17 protein-coding genes are annotated in these 21,102 nt (G+C 61.1%); 6 read left to right on the top strand and 11 right to left on the bottom strand.

Features of this window, described 5'->3' with window-relative positions:
• Nucleotides 1–84 precede the first annotated feature (84 nt).
• The 3 genes from mfd to I5S59_RS06565 are packed head-to-tail and all read left to right on the top strand — an operon-like array spanning nucleotide 85 to nucleotide 6,387.
• Nucleotides 85–3,534 (top strand): transcription-repair coupling factor, encoded by a 3,450-nt coding sequence (mfd, locus tag I5S59_RS06575; RefSeq protein ID WP_197875897.1) that lies wholly within the window; start codon nucleotides 85–87, stop codon nucleotides 3,532–3,534.
• A gap of 10 nt (nucleotides 3,535–3,544) precedes the next feature.
• Nucleotides 3,545–4,060, top strand: a complete 516-nt coding sequence (locus I5S59_RS06570) for a CsiV family protein (protein ID WP_197875896.1) — start codon at nucleotides 3,545–3,547, stop codon at nucleotides 4,058–4,060.
• A gap of 2 nt (nucleotides 4,061–4,062) precedes the next feature.
• Complete coding sequence (locus I5S59_RS06565) at nucleotides 4,063–6,387, top strand: DEAD/DEAH box helicase (protein ID WP_197875895.1); 2,325 nt, start codon at nucleotides 4,063–4,065, stop codon at nucleotides 6,385–6,387.
• A gap of 141 nt (nucleotides 6,388–6,528) precedes the next feature.
• On the opposite strand, the gene nagZ is transcribed toward I5S59_RS06565, so the two are convergent.
• Genes nagZ through I5S59_RS06550 form a run of 3 tightly spaced genes read right to left on the bottom strand, consistent with a single transcriptional unit; the run spans nucleotide 6,529 to nucleotide 8,834 of the window.
• Complete coding sequence (gene nagZ, locus I5S59_RS06560) at nucleotides 6,529–7,527, bottom strand: beta-N-acetylhexosaminidase (RefSeq protein WP_197875980.1); 999 nt, start codon at nucleotides 7,525–7,527, stop codon at nucleotides 6,529–6,531.
• A gap of 22 nt (nucleotides 7,528–7,549) precedes the next feature.
• On the bottom strand, nucleotides 7,550–8,074 hold the full coding sequence (locus I5S59_RS06555) for a L,D-transpeptidase (RefSeq protein ID WP_197875894.1): 525 nt from the start codon (nucleotides 8,072–8,074) through the stop codon (nucleotides 7,550–7,552).
• Between the two features lie 46 nt (nucleotides 8,075–8,120).
• A complete protein-coding gene (locus I5S59_RS06550; protein WP_128326172.1) occupies nucleotides 8,121–8,834 on the bottom strand; it encodes a TetR/AcrR family transcriptional regulator in 714 nt (237 codons plus the stop codon).
• Between the two features lie 231 nt (nucleotides 8,835–9,065).
• Here I5S59_RS06550 and lexA point away from each other — a divergent pair, with 231 nt between their 5' ends.
• Together lexA and sulA are read left to right on the top strand one after the other, a co-directional pair.
• The gene (gene lexA / locus I5S59_RS06545) at nucleotides 9,066–9,677 is read left to right on the top strand and encodes a transcriptional repressor LexA (RefSeq protein WP_197875893.1); all 612 of its coding nucleotides are present in this window, start codon (nucleotides 9,066–9,068) and stop codon (nucleotides 9,675–9,677) included.
• Nucleotides 9,678–9,687: 10 nt separating this feature from the next.
• Nucleotides 9,688–10,182 (top strand): SOS-induced cell division inhibitor SulA, encoded by a 495-nt coding sequence (sulA, locus tag I5S59_RS06540; RefSeq protein WP_197875892.1) that lies wholly within the window; start codon nucleotides 9,688–9,690, stop codon nucleotides 10,180–10,182.
• 65 nt (nucleotides 10,183–10,247) lie between these two features.
• On the opposite strand, the gene I5S59_RS06535 is transcribed toward sulA, so the two are convergent.
• The 7 genes from I5S59_RS06535 to I5S59_RS06505 all read right to left on the bottom strand — a co-directional run bounded on the left by I5S59_RS06535 (nucleotide 10,248) and on the right by I5S59_RS06505 (nucleotide 18,521).
• Nucleotides 10,248–10,481 (bottom strand): hypothetical protein, encoded by a 234-nt coding sequence (locus I5S59_RS06535; protein ID WP_128326169.1) that lies wholly within the window; start codon nucleotides 10,479–10,481, stop codon nucleotides 10,248–10,250.
• A 49-nt stretch (nucleotides 10,482–10,530) separates the two neighbouring features.
• Complete coding sequence (locus I5S59_RS06530; RefSeq protein ID WP_197875891.1) at nucleotides 10,531–11,052, bottom strand: DUF6586 family protein; 522 nt, start codon at nucleotides 11,050–11,052, stop codon at nucleotides 10,531–10,533.
• A gap of 141 nt (nucleotides 11,053–11,193) precedes the next feature.
• On the bottom strand, nucleotides 11,194–13,806 hold the full coding sequence (gene topA, locus I5S59_RS06525) for a type I DNA topoisomerase (protein ID WP_197875890.1): 2,613 nt from the start codon (nucleotides 13,804–13,806) through the stop codon (nucleotides 11,194–11,196).
• An 86-nt stretch (nucleotides 13,807–13,892) separates the two neighbouring features.
• A complete protein-coding gene (locus I5S59_RS06520) occupies nucleotides 13,893–14,156 on the bottom strand; it encodes a DUF1653 domain-containing protein (protein WP_128326166.1) in 264 nt (87 codons plus the stop codon).
• A 78-nt stretch (nucleotides 14,157–14,234) separates the two neighbouring features.
• Nucleotides 14,235–15,410, bottom strand: a complete 1,176-nt coding sequence (fadA, locus tag I5S59_RS06515; protein WP_128326165.1) for an acetyl-CoA C-acyltransferase FadA — start codon at nucleotides 15,408–15,410, stop codon at nucleotides 14,235–14,237.
• 29 nt (nucleotides 15,411–15,439) lie between these two features.
• On the bottom strand, nucleotides 15,440–17,587 hold the full coding sequence (fadB, locus tag I5S59_RS06510) for a fatty acid oxidation complex subunit alpha FadB (RefSeq protein WP_197875889.1): 2,148 nt from the start codon (nucleotides 17,585–17,587) through the stop codon (nucleotides 15,440–15,442).
• A gap of 496 nt (nucleotides 17,588–18,083) precedes the next feature.
• Nucleotides 18,084–18,521 carry a hypothetical protein gene (locus I5S59_RS06505; RefSeq protein ID WP_197875888.1) on the bottom strand — a complete coding sequence of 146 codons (438 nt, stop codon included), beginning with the start codon at nucleotides 18,519–18,521 and terminating at the stop codon, nucleotides 18,084–18,086.
• Nucleotides 18,522–18,631: 110 nt separating this feature from the next.
• Between I5S59_RS06505 and I5S59_RS06500 the strand changes: the two genes are divergently transcribed.
• Nucleotides 18,632–19,072: a universal stress protein gene (locus I5S59_RS06500; protein WP_128326161.1), complete on the top strand. Its 441-nt coding sequence runs from the start codon at nucleotides 18,632–18,634 to the stop codon at nucleotides 19,070–19,072.
• Nucleotides 19,073–19,111: 39 nt separating this feature from the next.
• Here I5S59_RS06500 and I5S59_RS06495 read toward each other — a convergent pair whose 3' ends face one another.
• On the bottom strand, nucleotides 19,112–21,031 hold the full coding sequence (locus tag I5S59_RS06495; protein ID WP_197875887.1) for an ATP-binding cassette domain-containing protein: 1,920 nt from the start codon (nucleotides 21,029–21,031) through the stop codon (nucleotides 19,112–19,114).
• Nucleotides 21,032–21,102: the final 71 nt, after the last annotated feature.

Here is a 21,102-nt window from a genome sequence, read left to right as displayed (position 1 = left end):
AATTAGGCTGCGCAAACCTGACAGCACGGGCCTGTGACCGGTACAATTGGCGTCTTTGTCGCAACGCTTGGAGCTCGACCTCCCGTGCCTGTTCTGCGTCTACCGCATCTGCCGGCCACTGCCGGCAAACAAACCTGGGGCAACCTGCCGGGCGCCGCCCTGAGCCTGGCCATTGCCGAAGCCGCCAGCGCCGCAAAGCGCTTCACCCTGTTGCTGACCGCCGACAGCCAGAGCGCTGACCGGCTGGAGCAGGAGCTGCGCTTTTTCGCGCCCGATCTGCCGGTGCTGCCATTCCCCGACTGGGAAACCCTGCCCTACGACCTGTTCTCGCCGCACCAGGACATTATCTCCCAGCGGATCTCCAGCCTGTACCGGTTGCCGGAGCTCGATCACGGCATTCTCGTGGTGCCGATCACCACTGCCCTGCACCGCCTGGCACCGCCCCGTTTCCTGCTGGGCAGCAGCCTGGTGCTGGACATCGGCCAGAAGCTGGACGTCGAGCAGATGCGTCTGCGCCTCGAGGCCAGCGGCTACCGTTGCGTCGATACCGTTTACGAACATGGTGAGTTCGCCGTGCGCGGCGCGCTGATCGACCTGTTCCCCATGGGCAGCAAACTGCCGTACCGGATCGACTTGTTCGACGACGAGATCGAGACCCTGCGCACCTTCGACCCGGAGACCCAGCGCTCGATCGACAAGGTCGATTCCGTGCGCCTGTTGCCGGCTCGCGAGTTTCCGCTGCAAAAAGACGCCGTGACCCAGTTCAAAGCGCGCTTTCGCGAGCGCTTCGACGTCGACTTCCGTCGCAGCCCGATCTTCCAGGACCTCTCCAGCGGCATTACCCCCGCCGGCATCGAGTACTACCTGCCGCTGTTCTTTGAAGAGACCTCGACGCTGTTCGACTACCTGCCACACGACACCCAGGTATTTTCCCTGCCCGGTGTCGAACAGGCCGCCGAGCACTTCTGGAGCGATGTGCGCAACCGTTATGAAGAGCGCCGCATCGACCCGGCGCGACCATTGCTGCCACCTGCCGAGCTGTTCCTGCCGGTGGAAGACTGCTTCGCGCGCCTGAAAAACTGGCCGCGCGTGGTGGTCAGCCAGGATGACGTCGACAGTGGCGCCGGACGCGAGCGCTTCCCGGCCAAGCCACTGCCGAACCTGGCCATCGAAGCCAAGGCCAACCAGCCGTTGGCGGCACTCTCAGGGTTTCTCGACCAGTTCCCCGGCCGGGTGTTGTTCACCGCCGAATCGGCCGGCCGTCGCGAGGTCCTGCTGGAGTTGCTCGAACGCTTGAAGTTGCGTCCGCAGACCGTCGAGAGCTGGCACGCGTTCGTTGCCAGCAAAGAGCGCCTGGCAATCACCATCGCACCGCTGGACGAAGGCCTGTTACTGGAGGACCCGGCCATCGCCCTGGTCGCCGAAAGCCCGCTGTTCGGGCAGCGTGTAATGCAGCGCCGGCGCCGGGACAAACGCAGCGACGGCAACAACGATGCGGTCATCAAGAACCTTACCGAACTGCGCGAAGGCGCACCGGTGGTGCACATTGACCACGGTGTCGGCCGCTACCTGGGCCTGGCGACCCTGGAAATCGACAACCAGGTCGCCGAATTCCTCACACTGGAATACGCCGAGGGCGCCAAGCTTTACGTCCCTGTGGCCAACCTGCACCTGATCGCCCGCTACACCGGTAGCGATGACGCCCTTGCGCCGCTGCACCGGCTGGGCTCCGAAGCCTGGCAGAAAGCCAAGCGCAAGGCCGCCGAACAAGTGCGCGACGTAGCCGCCGAGCTACTCGACATTTATGCCCGCCGTGCTGCGCGCAAGGGTTATGCCTTTGCCGACCCGTCGGTGGACTACGCCACCTTCAGCGCCGGCTTCCCGTTCGAAGAAACGCCCGACCAGCAAAGCGCCATCGAGGCAGTACGCGAGGACATGCTGGCGGCCAAGCCAATGGATCGCCTGGTGTGCGGCGATGTCGGCTTCGGCAAAACCGAAGTGGCCATGCGCGCGGCATTCATCGCCGTACACGGCGGTCGCCAGGTAGCGATTCTGGTGCCGACCACCCTGCTCGCCCAGCAGCACTACAACAGCTTTCGGGACCGCTTCGCCGACTGGCCGGTGACTGTCGAGGTGATGAGCCGCTTCAAATCACCCAAGGAAGTCGCAGCCGCCGTCGCGGACCTCGCCGAAGGCAAGATCGATATCGTCATCGGCACCCACAAGCTGCTGCAGGACGACGTCAAGATCAAGGACCTGGGCCTGGTAATCATCGACGAAGAGCACCGCTTCGGTGTGCGCCAGAAGGAACAACTCAAGGCCCTGCGCAGCGAGGTGGACATTCTCACCCTGACCGCCACGCCGATTCCGCGCACCCTGAACATGGCCGTTGCCGGCATGCGTGACCTGTCGATCATCGCCACCCCACCGGCACGCCGGCTGTCGGTGCGCACCTTCGTCATGGAGCAGAACAAAAGCACGGTCAAGGAAGCGCTGCTGCGCGAGTTGCTGCGTGGCGGCCAGGTCTATTACCTGCACAACGATGTAAAAAGCATCGAGAAATGCGCCGCCGACCTTGCCGAACTGGTACCCGAGGCGCGTATCGGCATTGGCCACGGGCAGATGCGCGAGCGCGAACTCGAACAGGTGATGAGCGACTTCTACCACAAGCGCTTCAACGTGCTGATCGCCTCGACCATCATCGAGACCGGCATCGACGTGCCCAGTGCCAACACCATCATCATCGAGCGCGCCGACAAGTTCGGCCTGGCCCAGTTGCACCAGTTGCGCGGCCGGGTGGGACGCAGCCACCACCAGGCCTATGCCTACCTGCTCACGCCACCTCGCCAGCAGATCACCCCGGACGCCGAAAAGCGCCTGGAGGCCATCGCCAATACCCAGGACCTGGGCGCCGGCTTCGTCCTGGCCACCAACGACCTGGAAATTCGTGGTGCCGGCGAACTGCTGGGCGAAGGCCAGAGCGGGCAGATCCAGGCAGTCGGTTTCACCCTGTATATGGAGATGCTCGAGCGCGCGGTCAAAGCCATCCGCAAAGGCACCCAGCCAAACCTCGACCAGCCACTAGGCGGTGGCCCGGAAATCAACCTGCGCTTGCCGGCGCTGATTCCCGAAGATTACTTGCCGGACGTTCATGCACGGCTGATCCTGTACAAACGTATCGCCTCGGCTGTGGACGAAGACGGCCTCAAGGACTTGCAGGTCGAGATGATCGACCGCTTCGGCCTGCTGCCCGAACCGACCAAGAACCTGGTGCGCCTGACTTTGCTCAAGCTGCAGGCCGAGAAACTCGGCATCAAGAAAGTCGACGCCGGCCCCAATGGCGGCAAGATCGAATTTGAAGCCGAGACCCCGGTCGACCCGCTGGTACTGATCAAGCTGATCCAGGGCCAGCCTAAACGCTACAAGTTTGAAGGTGCTACCCAGTTCAAGTTCATGGTGCCGATGGAGCGCCCGGAAGAACGCTTCAACAACCTCGAGGCGCTGTTCGAGCGCCTGACCCCACAATCTGCGTGAAGGAAGATCCATGCGTGCCATTCGCTGCCTGACCCTGCTGCTGGCGTTGTTCACCCCGGCGGCTTTTGCTGACGGCGTCTATCAGGTCGAAATGATCCTGGTACGGCAGAATGCCGTACCGGCAATCACCAGCCAGTTTGCACCCGAAGACTGGCGCAATGGCGCGCAGTCGCCTGCCGAAGGCGACATGCGCCAACCGGCGATGACCGAGGAAGCGGCCAAGCTGACTGCCGACAGCCAGTACACCGTGCTGTTGCACAAAGCCTGGAAACAGGACGCCGGCACCGTCGCCATCAGCGACGGCAAAGAGCAGTTCGGGCATTTCCCGATCGAGGGCAACCTGAGCCTGAACGAAGAACGCTTCATCAGCGTCGAGGCCAATCTCTGGGTCAACCAGTTTGACAGCAACGGTGCCGTGACCCAGAGCGAGCAGCTCAAGCAAACCAACAGCACGGTAAAAAATGGAGAACTGACCTTCCTTGACGGCGGCCACCTGGCCCTGCTGCTCAAGGTCAGCAAGCCCTGAAAATGCCCGAGCAATTGATTGACAACCTCCAGCCACAACCGCGGTTGTGGCTGGGCAGCATCGAATTCAGTGCCTTCGAACCGCGCAACGGCCGCATGCAGCGTCACATTCAGCACCGCGCTGCATTGGCCTTCGGTTATGCCGGCGAGTACGTCTGCGGCACCCGCAACAGCGCCATCATCAAGCACGACGCCGAACACACGCTACGCATCCAGCGCCAGCCTGCCGCCGAACGCAACCTGCGCGACACCCTCCTGCAGCTGGGCTTCAAGGTGGCCACGCGCCAGAGCAAAGCCCTGCCGGAAAGCGCAGGCGATCCGTTCGAGCTACCCAACGACAGTGCCTGGCTGCGCTTTGTCCTGAGTGAATTGCCGACCTTGCGTGAACGGGGCTGGCAGATCGAATTCGCCGATGACTTTACCTTCGACCTGACACCGGTTGACGACTGGTACGCAAACGTCCAGGAAGCTCCGGAACGAGACTGGTTCGACCTTGAACTGGGCATCGTCGTCGACGGTGAGCGCCTGAGCCTGCTGCCCATCCTGCTCAACCTGCTGCGCACGCACCCGGAACTGCTCAATGCGGCGCAACTGGCCCGGCGCCGCGACGACGAACAACTGCTGGTGACCATCCCCGGCCACGCTGGCGGACGCCGGCCACTACAGGTCGCCCTGCCCTACGGCCGCCTCAAACCGGTGCTGGCCACCCTCGGCGACTTTTACCAGCGCGAACCGGGCGAGACCAGCCTGCGCCTGGCGACCCCCGATGCCACACGCCTCAATGCCCTGGACGACATTCCGCTGAACTGGCAAGGCGGCGAGCGCGTGCGCAACCTGGCCGAGCGCCTGCGCGACATCCGCCTGCAGCCAACCCAGGCACCCGAAGGCCTCAACGCCACCCTGCGCACCTACCAGCTGGAGGGGCTGAGCTGGATGCAGGCCCTGCGCGAACTGGACGTAGGCGGCATCCTCGCCGACGACATGGGCCTGGGTAAAACCCTGCAGACGCTGGCTCACCTGCTCACGGAAAAGAACGCCGGACGCCTGGACCGCCCGGCCATGGTGGTGATGCCCACCAGCCTGATCCCCAACTGGCAGGACGAAGCAGCGCGCTTCGCCCCCGACCTGCGGGTATTGGCACTGCAAGGTGTCGGTAGACGCAAACACTTTGGCAGCCTTCAGGATTACGACCTGCTGCTGACCACGTACGCCCTGCTACCCAAAGACCTCGCGCATTTTGACGGCCTGCTGCTGCACGTGTTGATCCTCGACGAGGCGCAATACATCAAAAGCCCTGGCAGCAAGGCCGCCCAGGCAGCGCGGCAGCTCCAGGCGCGGCAGCGTCTGTGCCTGAGCGGCACCCCGCTGGAAAACCACCTGGGTGAGTTGTGGTCGCTGTTTCATTTTCTGCTTCCCGGCTGGCTGGGAGACGCCAAGGCATTCAATCGCGATTACCGGGTGCCCATAGAACGTCAAGGCAACGACGAACGCCTCCAGCATCTTAATGCCCGGATCAAACCGTTCCTGCTGCGCCGCACCAAGGAACAGGTTGCCACCGAGCTACCGGCCAAGACCGAGATGGTGCACTGGGTCGAACTCAGCGATGCCCAGCGCGACGTCTACGAGACCATGCGCCTGGCCATGGACCAGAAAGTCCGCGCCGAAATCACCCGCAAGGGCGTGGCCCGCAGCCAGATCATCATTCTTGAGGCCTTGCTGAAACTGCGGCAGGTCTGCTGCGATTTGCGCCTGGTCAACAGTCAGGCCTCCACGACACGCGGCGCCCACTCGGGCAAGCTCACCAGCTTGATGGAGATGCTCGAAGAATTGATGGCCGAAGGGCGTCGGGTGCTGCTGTTCTCGCAATTCACCAGCATGTTGCGCTTGATCGAAGCCGAACTGCAGCAGCGTGGTATCGCTTATGCGCTGTTGACCGGAGAAACCCGTGACCGGCGGGCGCCCGTGCAGGACTTTCAGAACGGTCGCCTGCAGATCTTTCTGATCAGCCTCAAGGCCGGTGGCGTTGGCCTCAACCTGACGGCAGCCGATACCGTGATCCACTACGACCCATGGTGGAACCCGGCCGCCGAAAACCAGGCCACCGACCGTGCGTACCGTATCGGCCAGGAAAAGCCGGTGTTCGTCTACAAGCTGATCACCCGCGGCACAGTAGAAGAAAAAATCCAGCAACTGCAGCAGGAAAAATCCGCCCTCGCAGCCGGTGTACTGGATGGCCGGCAGGCCGGTGACTGGCGCCTTGCTGCCGAAGATATCGACGCACTGTTTGCGCCGCTGCCTGGCAAGCGCAAGGCAGCGAAAGCGAGCTGAGTTTATTGCCGGCGCAGGCCGCAATAACTTGCGACCGCTACGCGCTCGATCGCGGATAAATCCGCTCCTACAGGTGTGTCGCAGGCCTGTAGGAGCTGGCGCCAGCCTGCGATTGAGCGCGCAGCGCTCACCTTAGGTTTATCAATCGACCAACTGAGCGTCCTTGAGCGCCCCCAGCGCCTCCAGCCAGCGCGGCTGCTGCCGGTAATCGGTGCGCGCAAAGCCCTGCCCGCGCATCTGCGCGATCCGCGGCGACGGCTTGACGTTCAACCGTTGTGCCGCCGTCAGCGCCAGCTCTGCCGCAGCACGGTCATTGCACACCAGGCCCATGTCGCAACCGGCAGTCAATGCGGCCTCGATACGACTGGCGGCATCGCCGACTACATGAGCACCCGCCATCGAAAGGTCATCACTGAAGATCACCCCGTCAAAGCCAAGCTCGCCGCGCAGGATGTCCTGCAACCAGCGCCGCGAAAAGCCCGCCGGCTGGCTATCGACTTGTGGATAAATCACGTGCGCAGGCATCACCGCTGCCAGCTGGCCGCTGAGGCGGGTAAAAGGCACCAGGTCGGCGGCGCGAATCTGCTCCAGGCTGCGCTCATCGGTCGGAATGGCAACGTGAGAGTCGGCCTCGGCCCAACCATGCCCCGGGAAGTGCTTTCCGCACGCAGCCATACCTGCTGCGTTCATGCCGCGGATAAAGGCACCGGCGAGTACGCTGGCACGCGACGGATCACCCTCGAAGGCACGACTACCGACTACCGCACTGCGCTGGTGATCGAGATCCAGGACCGGTGCGAAGCTCAGGTCCAACCCCACCGCCAGCACCTCGGTAGCCATCAGCCAACCGCACTGTTCGGCCAGGTATTCGGCGTTGTCATTGTCGGCAATCGCGCGCATGGCGGGCAAGCGCACAAAGCCTTGACGCAAACGCTGAACACGCCCGCCCTCCTGGTCCACCGCCAGGATCAGGTCAGGCCGGATGGCGCGGATCGACGCGGTCAGTTCACGCACCTGACGTGGACTGTCGATGTTGCGGGCAAAAATGATCAGGCCGGCCACTTCGGGCTGGCGCAAAAGTTGGCGATCTTCGGCGGTCAGCCAGGTACCGGCGATATCCACCATCAGGGAGCCTTGCAGGCTGGCACTCATACTTGATCCTTCAGTTCAGGGGCGCGCTCGCCCATTCGGGGCACGCGGCTTGTTCAATCCGCACCGGACAATGCAGTGGCACCTGATCGAACAGGCCCAGCAGATCGTCATTGCGCAGGCGCACACAGCCATGGGACAACGGCACGCCCAGTGGTTCGCAATCAGGCGTGCCATGCAGGTAAATGTAACGACGAAAGGTGTCGACCAACCCCATGCGGTTGAACCCCGGCTCGCACCCGCTGAGCCAGAGTATGCGCGTGAGGATCCAGTCGTAACCGGGAAACTGTTCATGCAACGCAGCCGACCAGGTCTCCCCCGTCCAGCGCCGCCCTCGCAGCACTGCACCGCAGGGCAACCCGCTACCGATCTTTGCGCGCACCTGATGCAGGCCACGCGGCGTGCAGCCCGAGCCATTGACCTCGCCAGCACCGTTGATCGCCGTGGACACCGGCAGGCGCACGCGCAACAGCCCTTGGGTGAATCCATAGAGGCATTGATCAGCGAGGGATATATGCAGGAAATCGAGACTGGGCATGGGGCGCTAGCTTAGCCGATGCGACCCGCTGCGCCCAGCCATGGCATCAGGCCTTGGCGGTAACCGGCGTACTGGACGACTTGCTGCGTGGGCGCAGTTGCGCCGCGGCCATGGCCTCGTCCGTGACACCCGTGTCGGCGCGCATGCCCGCCGCGAGAAACGGCACCATCAGGCGCATAACCTGTTCGATCGAGGTATTGACGCCGAAGTCGGTCTCGGCGATGGCACGCAGGGCCTTGATACCGGACATGCTGAAAGCTGCGGCGCCCAGCATGAAATGCACGCGCCAGAACAGTTCGATCGGCGGAATGCGTGGTGCGGCCTCATTGACCAGCAGCATGTAACGACGGAATACCTTGCCGTACATGTCTTCGAGGTAGCGCCGCAGGTGCCCCTGGCTCTGGCTGAAAGCCAGGCCCAGAAGGCGCATGAAAATCGACAGGTCGTTGCCGCTGCGTGGCTGAACCACCAGCGCCTGCTCGACCAGCATTTCCAGCAGCTCTTCAAGGGTGGGCTTGTGCTCGGGGCGGGCCTGACGGCGCTCCAGCTCGCGCTCGAGACTGGTGCAGAAAGGGCCGAGAAAACGTGAGAAGACCGCCTGGATCAGCGCCTTCTTCGAACCGAAATGGTAGTTCACCGCCGCCAGGTTGACGCCGGCCTTGCTGGTGATCAGCCGTAATGAGGTTTCGGCAAAACCTTTTTCCGCGAACAACTGCTCGGCAGCATCGAGAATGCGTTCAACGGTTTCCGACTGGGCCATGACTACTCCGCCTGACAAACACTTGTTTGAAACATACGTTTCAAAGCAGTGTTTTGTCAAGTCCACACAGACGCTTTGCGGCCACTCGGTCACGTATTAAATCACAGCTGCAGGCCGCACGCTGCAAGCCGCTGACGCCCTTGTGCGGCTTTTTCTTGAAGCGTGGCGCTTGCAGCCAATCGCTTACTGTATATAATTACAGTCACTGTATAAAAAGACAGAGCGATCGACATGCTAAAACTGACGCCACGCCAAGCTGAGATTCTGGCTTTTATCAAACGCTGCCTGGAAGACAACGGCTTCCCGCCGACCCGCGCGGAAATCGCTCAGGAGCTGGGCTTCAAGTCGCCCAACGCAGCCGAAGAACATCTCAAGGCCCTGGCCCGCAAAGGGGCCATCGAGATGACCCCTGGCGCCTCGCGCGGTATCCGTATCCCCGGCTTTGAGGCCGCCAAAGCCGAAGACAGTGGCTTGCCGATCATTGGCCGTGTCGCTGCGGGCGCACCGATTCTCGCCCAGCAACACATTGAAGAGTCCTGCAACATCAACCCGGCGTTCTTTCACCCCCGGGCCGACTACCTGCTGCGTGTTCACGGCATGAGCATGCGTGACGTCGGCATTGTCGATGGTGACCTGCTGGCCGTACATACCTGCCGTGAGGCCCGCAACGGTCAGATCGTGGTCGCCCGCCTGGGTGACGAAGTCACGGTCAAGCGCTTCAAGCGCGAAGGCAGCAAGGTCTGGCTGATTGCAGAAAACCCCGAGTTCGCCCCCATCGAAGTCAACCTGAAAGAGCAGGAGCTGGTGATCGAGGGCTTGAGTGTCGGCGTCATTCGCCGGTAAAGGAGGCGTTATGCAGTTCCCCCCAGCGTCACAGCACGTACAGCTACAAGCACAATTGCCCCTGTTCGAAGCATTCCTGGCCCAGCCAGTTCTGCCCGGACTGAAAGCCAGCAAGCCTGCGCCTCACCCTGGCGCGGCGCAGGTTTTCAGCGAGCTGTCCTTGCGCGGCGCATTGGGGAGCTGCCAGAGCTTGCTAGCACCCGTGCTGCGCGAACTGAGCGAGTTAAGTGAAGAACAGGACGAGCGCTGGCTGACCCTGATCGCGCCACCTGCCAGCCTGACCCAGGCATGGCTACGGGAGGCCGGCTTGAACCGCGAACGCATTCTGTTGCTGCGCCCACGCGACAATCAAAGCGCATTGCAATTGGCCTGCGAGGCATTGCGCCTGGGCCGTAGTCACACCGTCGTCAGCTGGCTGAACACCGTCAGTAGCAGCGCCCGCCAACAACTGAGCAATGCTGCCCGCGCCGGAGACGCACAAAGCCTGAACATCCGCCTTGGCTGATATTCAAGAGAGTGATTGATGGGTTTGGCCTGGCTTCCTCAGGACGAGGAAGCCACGTGGGGCGATCAATGCAGGACGCGCGGACCGTCGTCTCGATCGATTTCACCTTCAACCAGCTTGCCCGCCATCTGCACGCCAACGCTGAGCATGGCCTTGGCCACTTCTACGTGCTGACCTTGCAGAAACGCCTTGGCATCCTCGGAGAAATCCAGGGTTACCAGGGAGCCTTCGTCCTCGGCACGGCGCAACTCGATCCGGCCATCAGGCAACTCGACAATTTCTAGAAAGGACGTTGGCATAAAGACTGTTCTCCACGAAAGGCGAGCATTGTACCAGCGAGCGCCTTAATCAGCACTCACTCAAGCCCTCGCGAAAGCGAACGGTCAGCGCCTTGAGGTTCTGACGCCAGCCCTCCAGCTCCTCTCGCGAAAGTGCCACAACCTCCGGTTCATCAAGGCTCACCGCCTGAATCAGCGGTTGGGTCACATCGGCTTTTGCAGCTTTTTTCGCGACCGGCGGTCGGAACAAATCGGCATAAGCGCTCAACAGTTGCGCCAGCCAGGTTTCGCGCTGCTCAGCCAGCTCTACCAGCTCCGCTATTTCAGGAATGGCCACCGCCTCCAGCACTTCACGGGTGAGCAACAGCTCTGCGCGTTGTGCACCGGCCTGCGGCAAGCGGTAAAAACCGGCAATTTCGTGACACAGCCCCAACAGCGCACCGTACAGGTGAAACAACGCCGATTCACGCTCTGCCTGGATCAGCGCCTGGGCGTTCATCGCACGGCTGTCCTGCGCCTTGCCCATGGCCTCAAGAGCCAGGCCGGCGAAGTAAATTTTCTGGTTGGTACGGGTGTAGAGTTCCTGGGCCATCTAAGTGCCCTCCGAAAGGCTGCAAGGCGGTGTGTCAATTTACACTACTGCAGCCCTGAAAAGCATCGCGGGGCACGTCCGCCCCTTCAGGTAAGCCCTGAGGGAGCAGAGGTGCCCCGCGAATGGATCAACCCGAATTGATCAGCGCTTGTCTTCGACCTTCCAGGCATTGCCGTCGTAAAACGCGCGCCAGCCTGTCGGCTTGCCATCAACCTCGGTCTGCACGTACTGCTCCTTGGTCTTGCGGCTGTAGCGGATTACGGCCGGGCGACCTTCGGGGTCTTTCTTTGGTGCTTCGCAAAGGAAGTGGTACTTCGGATCAATTTCGTCTTTGTGCGGAATGATCTCGATCACCAACGGCGCTCGGGTTTCACGGTTTTTCGGAAACTGGCTGGCGGCCAGGAACAGACCCGATGCGCCATCACGCAGCACATAAGTGTCGTTGACCTTTTCGCACTTGAGCTCTGGCATTTTCACCGCATCCATCTTCGGCGGTGCCGCCTCACCACTCTTGAGCAGCTTGCGGGTGTTCTTGCATTCGGCATTGGTGCAGCCGAAGAACTTGCCGAAACGGCCGGTTTTGAGCTGCATTTCACTGCCGCACTTGTCGCACTCCAGGCTCGGACCCTCGTAGCCCTTGATGCGGTAGTTACCTTCTTCGATTTCGTAGCCGGTGCAATCCGGGTTATTACCGCAGATATGCAGCTTGCGCTTCTCGTCGAGCAGGTAGGCATCCATTGCCGTGGCGCAAATCGGGCAGCGGTGCTTGTTAAGCAGCACGCGCGATTCCGATTCACCCTCGTCGTCAGCAGCGATTTCATCGCCCGGGACCAGGTTCACGGTCGCCTTGCAGCGCTCTTTCGGTGGCAGGCTGTAGCCGGAGCAACCGAGGAACACGCCTGTGGAAGCAGTACGAATCATCATCGGCCGGCCGCAATCCTTGCACGGGATGTTGGTCAGGGTTGGCTGATTGGCACGCATGCCCTTTTCGCCGTCCTCTGCCAGTTTCAGCTTGTTGCTGAAATCGCCGTAGAACTCGTCCAGAACGTTTTTCCAGTCGCGTTCGCCCTGCGCCACGTCATCGAGGTTCTCTTCCATGCCGGCGGTAAAGCCGTAGTCCATCAGGTTGGAGAAGCTCTCGGACAGGCGCTCGGTAACGATGTCGCCCATCTTCTCGGAATAGAAACGACGGTTGTGCAAGGTCACATAGCCGCGATCCTGAATGGTCGAGATGATCGCCGCGTAGGTGGAAGGACGGCCAATACCGCGCTTTTCCATTTCCTTGACCAGACTGGCTTCGGAGTAACGCGCAGGGGGCTTGGTGAAGTGCTGGCTCGGATCAAGCTGGATCAGCTTGAGCACTTCGCCCTGGTTCATCTCAGGCAGTACGTCGTCATCACCTGGCTTGCTCTGCTGCGGCAACACACGGGTGTAACCGTCGAACTTGAGGATACGGCCCTTGGCACGCAGCTCGAAGTCGCCAGCGGTGACGCTGACGGTGGTCGACAGGTATTGCGCAGGCGGCATCTGGCACGCCAGGAACTGGCGCCAGATCAGCTCGTAGAGACGCTCGGCATCACGCTCCATGCCGCTGAGCTTGGTCGGGTGCGTGTTGACGTCCGAAGGACGAATCGCTTCGTGCGCTTCCTGGGCACCCTCTTTGCTGCCGTAGACGATCGGCGCTTCAGGCAGGTACTTCTTGCCGAACTCGCTTTCAATGTAGCTACGGGCCATTTCCACCGCGTCGACCGACAGGTTGGTCGAGTCGGTTCGCATATAGGTGATGTAGCCAGCTTCGTACAAACGCTGGGCCATCATCATGGTCTTCTTCACCCCGAAGCCCAGGCGATTGCTCGCCGCCTGCTGCAAGGTGGAGGTAATGAACGGCGCCGACGGCTTGCTGCTGGTCGGACGGTCCTCACGCTTGGCAACGGTGTAGCTGGAGGACTTGAGCTTCTCCAGGGCCGCCATGGCCTGGGCTTCGTTCAGCGGTTTGAACGCTTCGCCCTTCTCCCGCGCTACTTCGAAACGCACCTTGGCGTCCTTGGCGGTGCCAAGGTCGGCATGCACTTCCCAGTACTCTTCGGGAATGAACGCACGGATTTCGCGCTCACGCTCGACCACCAGCTTTACCGCTACCGACTGTACACGGCCAGCCGACAGGCCACGGGCAATCTTGGCCCACAGCAGCGGCGAGACCATGTAGCCAACCACGCGATCGAGGAAGCGACGGGCCTGCTGGGCGTTGACCCGGTCGATATCCAGTTCGCCCGGCTGGGAGAACGCTTCCTGGATGGCTTTCTTGGTGATTTCGTTGAACACCACGCGCTTGTAGCGACTGTCATCACCACCGATGGCTTCGCGCAGGTGCCAGGCAATGGCTTCCCCCTCGCGATCCAAGTCGGTTGCGAGATAAATGGTGTCGGCATCTTTGGCCAGACGACGCAGTTCTTCGATGACCTTTTCCTTGCCCGGAAGGATCTCGTACTTGGCTTTCCAGCCGTGGTCCGGATCGACCCCCATGCGCGCTACCAGCTGCTTGCGGGCCTTCTCTTTCGGCGACAGGGCCGGCGCTTCACCTGCAGCGGCCTTGCCACGCTTGGCGGCAGGCTCTTTGCTGGCGCTGGCCGAACCGCTGGTGGGCAGGTCTCGGATATGGCCGATACTCGACTTCACCACGTACTGGCTGCCCAGGTACTTGTTGATGGTCTTGGCCTTAGCCGGGGATTCCACAATGACCAGCGATTTGCCCATGGATCGGAAAATTCCTGAATACTGAAAATAAAAACACGGCAGGTACCTGACGCGGCACCGCTATATATAGTGGCAACAGAGTGAGGTCAAGCTTGACGCAATAGCTGCTCAGGCGCCGGAGGAGGAAACTGCTCGGCCTCAGGCGTGATCAAAGCAAAGCGCGGTACGCACTTCCCGTCAACCTCAACCGTCTCGGTAAACATCGTCAGCGGACGCAACCAGCAGCTGAAATCGCCATAAAGCGTCTGGTAAACCACCATCCACTCCTCGGTTTCAGAATGGCGCGCAGTGCCGAACACACGATACTCAGGCCCCTTGTAATGCCGGTATACGCCTGGTTGTATCTGCATGTTGCTCACCCTCTTGAAAAAAAATTCCGCAAAAACAAAAACCGGGGCACCAGGCCCCGGTTTCCATCCGCAAAACGCTTAAACGCGTTCGAAGACGGTGGTGATGCCTTGGCCCAGGCCGACACACATGGTCGAGACGCCGAAGGTCCCGCCATTCTGCTTCATGACGTTGAGCAGCGTGCCGGAAATCCGTGCACCCGAGCAACCGAACGGGTGACCCAAAGCGATGGCGCCGCCGTGCAGGTTAACCTTCTCATTCATCTTGTCGAGCACTTTCAGATCTTTGAGCACTGGCAGGGCCTGTGCAGCAAAGGCTTCGTTGAGCTCGAAGAAGTCGATATCAGCGATGGTCAGGCCTGCGCGCTTGAGCGCTTTCTGGGTCGCTGGCACCGGGCCGTAACCCATGATTGCCGGGTCGACACCGGCCACCGCCATGGAACGGATCACCGCCAATGGCTGGATACCCAGGTCCTGGGCGCGCTGAGCCGACATCACGATCATGCACGAAGCACCGTCAGTGATCTGCGACGACGTACCGGCAGTCACGGTACCGCCTTTAGGGTTGAAAGCAGGCTTCAACGCCGCCAGGCTTTCCAGGGTGGTGTCCGGACGGATGGTTTCATCGTAGTCGAAGACTTTGAGGAAGCCATTCTCGTCGTAGCCCTGCATCGGGATGATTTCATCCTTGAACTTGCCTTCGACCGTTGCCTTGTGAGCCAACTGGTGCGAACGCAGGCCGAACAGGTCCTGCTGCTCACGGCTGATACCGTGCATCTTGCCAAGCATCTCGGCGGTCAGGCCCATCATGCCCGACGCCTTGGCGGCGTACAGCGACATGTGCGGGTTCGGGTCAACGCCGTGCATCATGCTGACGTGGCCCATGTGCTCGACACCACCGACGACGAAGACGTCGCCGTTGCCGGTCATGATTGCCTGGGCAGCGGTGTGCAGCGCGCTCATCGACGAGCCACACAGACGGCTGACGGTCTGGCCGGCAGCGGTATGCGGGATCTGGGTCATCAACGACGCCATGCGGGCAATGTTCCAGCCCTGCTCCAGGGTCTGGTTTACGCAGCCCCAGATCACGTCTTCGACTTCGTTAGGGTCGACTTTGGTGTTGCGCTCCAGCACCTTGCTGATCAGGTGCGCGGACATGTCTTCGGCGCGGGTATTGCGGTGCATGCCACCCTTGGAGCGGCCCATCGGCGTGCGACCGAAGTCGACAATCACCACGTCTCTTGGATTCAGGCTCATATATTCTCTCGCTCTCTATCGTTGGGCGCTTAACCGAAGAAGCTCTGGCCGTTTTTGGCCATTTCACGCAGCTTCGCGGTGGGGTGATACAGCGGACCCAGATCGGCGTACTTGTCTGCCAGGGCAACGAATTCTGCTACGCCGATCGAATCGATGTAGCGCAGTGCGCCGCCACGGAACGGAGGGAAACCGATACCGTAGACCAGACCCATGTCGGCTTCGGCAGCAGTCTCGACGATACCGTCTTCCAGGCAACGGACAGTTTCCAGGCACAGCGGGACCATCATCCAGTTGATGATGTCTTCGTCGGTGACTTCGCGTTGCTCGTAAATGACCGGCTTGAGCACTTCAAGCACCGCCGCGTCAGCGACTTTCTTCGGCTTGCCGCGCTTGTCGGTCTCGTAGGCGTAGAAGCCCTTGCCATTTTTCTGGCCCAGGCGGTTGGCTTCGTAGAGCGCATCGACGGCCGAACGGGTGTCGTCTTTCATGCGATCAGGGAAGCCTTCGGCCATCACGTCACGGCCGTGGTGGCCGGTGTCGATACCGACCACGTCCATCAGGTAGGCAGGGCCCATCGGCCAGCCGAACTTTTCCATGACCTTGTCGATGCGCACGAAGTCGACACCGGCGCTGACCAGCTTGGCGAAACCGCCGAAGTACGGGAACAGTACACGGTTGACCAGGAAGCCCGGGCAGTCGTTGACCACGATCGGGTTCTTGCCCATTTTCTTGGCGTAGGCAACGGTGGTGGCAACTGCCACATCGCTGGACTTCTCGCCACGGATGACTTCGACCAGCGGCATCATGTGCACCGGGTTGAAGAAGTGCATGCCGACGAAGTTTTCCGGACGCTTGAGCGCCTTGGCCAGCAGGTTGATGGAGATGGTCGAGGTGTTGGAGGCCAGAATGGCGTCTTCCTTCACCTGGCCTTCCACTTCAGCCAGTACCGCTTGCTTGACCTTGGGGTTCTCGACCACGGCTTCAACGACGATGTCGACATTGGCGAAGTCGCCATAAGACAGGGTCGGGCGAATCGCATTCAGCGCTTCAGCCATTTTCGCCGGGGTCAGGCGGCCTTTTTCAACGCGCTTGCCGAGCAGCTTGGAGGCTTCGTTCAAGCCCAGCTGAATGGCGCCTTCGTTGATATCCTTCATCAGGATCGGGGTGCCCTTGACCGCCGACTGGTAGGCGATGCCGCCACCCATGATGCCGGCGCCGAGCACGGCGGCCTGCTTCACGTCACGGGCGATTTCGTCGTGGGCCTTGGCTTTGCGCTTAAGCTCCTGGTCATTGAGGAACAGACCGATCAGGCTCTCGGCAACCGAAGTCTTGGCCAGCTTGACGAAGCCTGCGGCTTCAACTTCCAGCGCCTTGTCACGACCGAAGTTGGCGGCTTTCTGGATGCTCTTGATCGCTTCAACCGGCGCCGGGTAATTCGGGCCCGCTTGACCGGCGACGAAACCTTTGGCGGTTTCGAACGACATCATCTGCTCGATGGCGTTGAGCTTGAGCTTCTCGAGTTTTGGCTGACGCTTGGCCTTGTGGTCGAACTCGCCGCTGATGGCGCGCTTGATCAGGTCCAGGGCTGCAGCGTGCAGCAACTCGGGAGCAACCACTGCGTCGACAGCGCCTACTTTCAGGGCGTCTTCGGCACGGTTTTCCTTGCCGGCGGCAATCCACTCGATGGCGTTGTCGGCACCGATGATGCGCGGCAGGCGCACGGTACCGCCGAAGCCCGGGTAGATACCCAGCTTGACTTCAGGCAGGCCGATCTTGGCAGTGCTGGCCATGACGCGGTAGTCGGCAGCCAGGCACATTTCCAGACCGCCACCCAGGGCGATGCCGTTGATCGCGGCCACAGTCGGCACGGCCAGGTCTTCAAAGTCGCTGAAAATGCGGTTGGCTTCCAGGTTGCCGGCGACCAGTTCGGCCTCGGGCAGCTTGAAGTTATCGACAAACTCGGTGATATCCGCGCCGACGATGAAGACGTCCTTGCCACTGCTGACAATCACGCCCTTGATCGATGCATCGGCCTTGATGGTGTCTACGGCCTGACGCAATTCGCTCAGGGTAAGACGGTTGAACTTGTTGACGGACTCACCCTTGAGGTCGAACTTCAGTTCGACGATGCCGCTTTCAAGAGCCTTAACCGTGATGGCTTTACCTTCGTAAATCATCAACTGATCTCCACGATATGGAAGCTGAACTGTACACGCCGATCGCTGGTAAAAGGCCCGGCCGGCTGTTTGCCGTGTTTCCGAACCCTTGTGCCAGGCACACCCGTCAGCGCGATAGTCGGGATTCTGTAAGAGCGATCTGACATACAAACGCTCAATTCATACGCCCGTTTGATTTGGGTATGCACACATTCAACGAAAAGATCGCCGTTGTCAAATACCCGAAAGCAGCGTGAAAACGCGACTTTCCGGTCATTTTTCGCCAACTGCCAGCAAACACTCGGTACGGTGATCGTGGCGTATTCATGGCAAGCATGATCGTCAACCGCCGATTCGGGTAAACGCAGAATCAACACAGTCGAGGCTGCACAGGGGAGATGACAAGAAATACAGCGGGTAGCGCAGGGCGCGCTACACTGGGGAAGGAATCAACCACTACTCCGGCCTGCCTGGCCCGTCTGCCCGATGCGTGAATCGGGCTTTTTATTGAGCGCGATCAGGCCAGGGCCTTGAGCACCTCGGCAATATCCTGCAATACAGCTTTTTCGCCGCGCTCCCCCCAGAACAGGGCAACCATTTGCGGACCAGCTTCGATTTTATAAACGCTCTCGGGCAGGCGCGCGAACTGCGCCGCGAGCAACGGATCTGCACAAGGTTCACGCCACTGATTGAGCCAGGTGCCCGGGGTGGTCTGCCAGTAACTCCAGTGGTCTGCCCTGCCCTTTCGCCGGGGCTGCAGGTACTGCGCACAGGGGCTTGGCGGCTCCTTGGGCAGCCAGTGTGGCCATTCCTGAGGCGCCAGCTGCATGCTCAAACCCATGCGCCGGGCTTCCATGCGCAACGCCATGCGCCCACTCTGATTACGTGAAGGACGCAACCAGGCCAAGGGGCTGAGAATCAGCGCAAGGATTGACACCACTACCCAGACCGTCATATCTGTTGTTCCCATAAAGCGTTGCAATTGAGCTGGTTAGCCGGGGGTTCGAAGCGATCAGCCTGAAACCGACCATACTTTAACTATCGCGACTGTCAGGAGAGCTTCTCATGCCCTACGAACACATACTGGTTGCCGTCGACCTGACCGAAGAATGCGACCCGGTCATCAAACGCGCCATGACACTGGCCGCGCCCACCAATGCAAAGGTCTCCCTAGTGCATATCGTCGAGCCGATGGCGATGGCGTTTGGTGGTGATGTGCCCATGGACCTGTCGCAGCTGCAACAGCAACAGTTCGACCAGGCCAAGGAGCGCATGGATCGCCTGTTCAACAAGTACCCGGAAATCAAGCGCGGCGATTCGCACCTGACCTACGGCCAACCCCGCCAGGAAATCCACCAGCTAGCCAAAGAACAGCAGTGCGACCTGATCGTGGTCGGCAGTCATGGCCGCCACGGCCTGGCCCTGCTATTGGGCTCCACCGCCAATGACGTGCTGCACGGCGCTCCCTGCGATGTGCTCGCCGTACGCCTGCTGAAAAAAGAGTAAGCCGGGTCGCCCGGCGCTCACTGCGCCGGGCACCTTCACTCAGCTATCCAGTTCAGCCCAGCGCTCTACCAGCACATCCAGCTCGGCCTGCATCTGCTCAAGGCGTGCCAGCACGGCGGAAGTCTGGTCAATCGGCCGCTGGTAGAACGCAGGATCAGAAATCTCCTCCTGCACGGCAGCCATCTTCTGCTCAAGCTCATCAATCTGGCCAGGCAAGGCTTCCAGCTCGCGCTGCAGCTTGTAGCTGAGCTTTTTCTTCGGTGCCTCGGCAGCCGGTTCCGCCACCGGCGTCGCCACCACCGCCTCGACCACTGCCGTGTTCAGCTCCGACTTGCCCGATTTGCTCTCGGTAACGCCGAGCAACTTCGGCGAACCGCCCTGACGGATCCAGTCCTGGTAGCCGCCGACGTACTCGCGGACCTTGCCCTCGCCTTCAAACACCAGGGTGCTGGTAACCACGTTGTCGAGGAATGCCCGGTCGTGGCTGACCATCAGCACGGTACCCTTGAACGCCGACAGCACTTCTTCGAGCAGCTCGAGGGTTTCCACGTCCAGGTCGTTGGTGGGTTCGTCGAGGACCAGCAGGTTGGCCGGTTTGCTGAACAGTTTGGCCAGCAGCAACCGCGCACGCTCACCACCGGACAATGCCTTGACCGGAGTCCGGGCACGTTGCGGGCTGAACAGGAAGTCGCCCAGGTAGCTCAGGACATGACGGTTCTGACCGTCGATCTCGATGAAATCGCGACCTTCGGACAGGTTGTCGATAACGGTCTTTTCCAGGTCCAGCTGGTGGCGCAACTGGTCGAAGTAGGCCACTTCAAGGCGCGTACCTGACTCGACCTTGCCACCGGTAGGCTCCAGATCACCGAGCATCAGCTTGAGCAGGGTGGTTTTGCCGGTACCGTTGGCGCCGAGCAGACCGATACGGTCTTCGCGCTGCAGGACCATAGAGAAGTCCTTGACCAGCTGCGGGCCGCCCGGGTGACTGAAGCTGACGTTCTCCAGCACCATCACCTGCTTGCCGGACTTCTCTGCCACATCAAGCATGATGTTGGCTTTGCCCTGGCGCTCACGGCGCTCGCTGCGCTCTACGCGCAGGGCCTTGAGGGCACGCACGCGGCCTTCGTTACGGGTGCGTCGGGCCTTGATGCCCTGACGAATCCACACTTCTTCCTGGGCCAGCTTCTTGTCGAACAGCGCATTGGCGGTTTCTTCGGCCGCCAGCGCGGCTTCCTTGTGTACCAGGAAGCTGGCGTAGTCGCCGTTCCAGTCGATCAGGCCGCCACGGTCCAGCTCGAGGATGCGCGTGGCCAGGTTTTGCAGGAAGGAACGGTCGTGGGTAATGAACAGCACGGCGCCGCCAAAACCGTTGAGCGCTTCTTCGAGCCAGGCAATCGCACCGATATCCAGGTGGTTGGTCGGTTCGTCGAGCAACAGCAGGTCAGGCTCGGACACCAACGCCTGGGCCAGCAGCACACGACGACGCCAGCCACCCGAGAGCTCTGCAAGGGTTTTGTCGGCCGGCAACTGCAGGCGGCTCAGGGTACTGTCGACCAGTTGCTGCAGCCGCCAGCCATCACGCGCTTCCAGGTCGTGCTGGACGTGCATGAGCTTTTCAAGGTCGGCATCGGTGTGAATGTTCTGGCTCAGGTGATGGTATTCGGCGAGCAACGCGCCGACGCCATCCAGCCCTTCGGCCACAACGTCGAACACGGTGCGTCCGTCGGCCACCGGCAGTTCCTGTGGCAGCTCGCCAATCTTCAGGCCCGGGGCACGCCAGACGTCGCCGTCATCGGGTTTCTGATCGCCCTTGACCAGGCGCAGCATGCTCGATTTGCCAGTACCGTTGCGACCGATAATGCACACCCGCTCACCACGGGCGATCTGCCACGACACCTTGTCCAACAACGGCATGGCGCCGAACGCAAGGGACACATCGCTTAATTTGAGCAGGGTCATGATCTTCTCCAAAAACCGGGCGCGCATTCTACCTGACTTGGGCCGGCTTCACATTAAGCAGGCGAACCTGC

It is taken from the genome of Pseudomonas alkylphenolica, from assembly GCF_016009175.1.
In the GTDB taxonomy this organism is placed as follows: domain Bacteria; phylum Pseudomonadota; class Gammaproteobacteria; order Pseudomonadales; family Pseudomonadaceae; genus Aquipseudomonas; species Aquipseudomonas alkylphenolica_B.
This window is presented reverse-complemented; position numbering and strand designations above follow the sequence as displayed.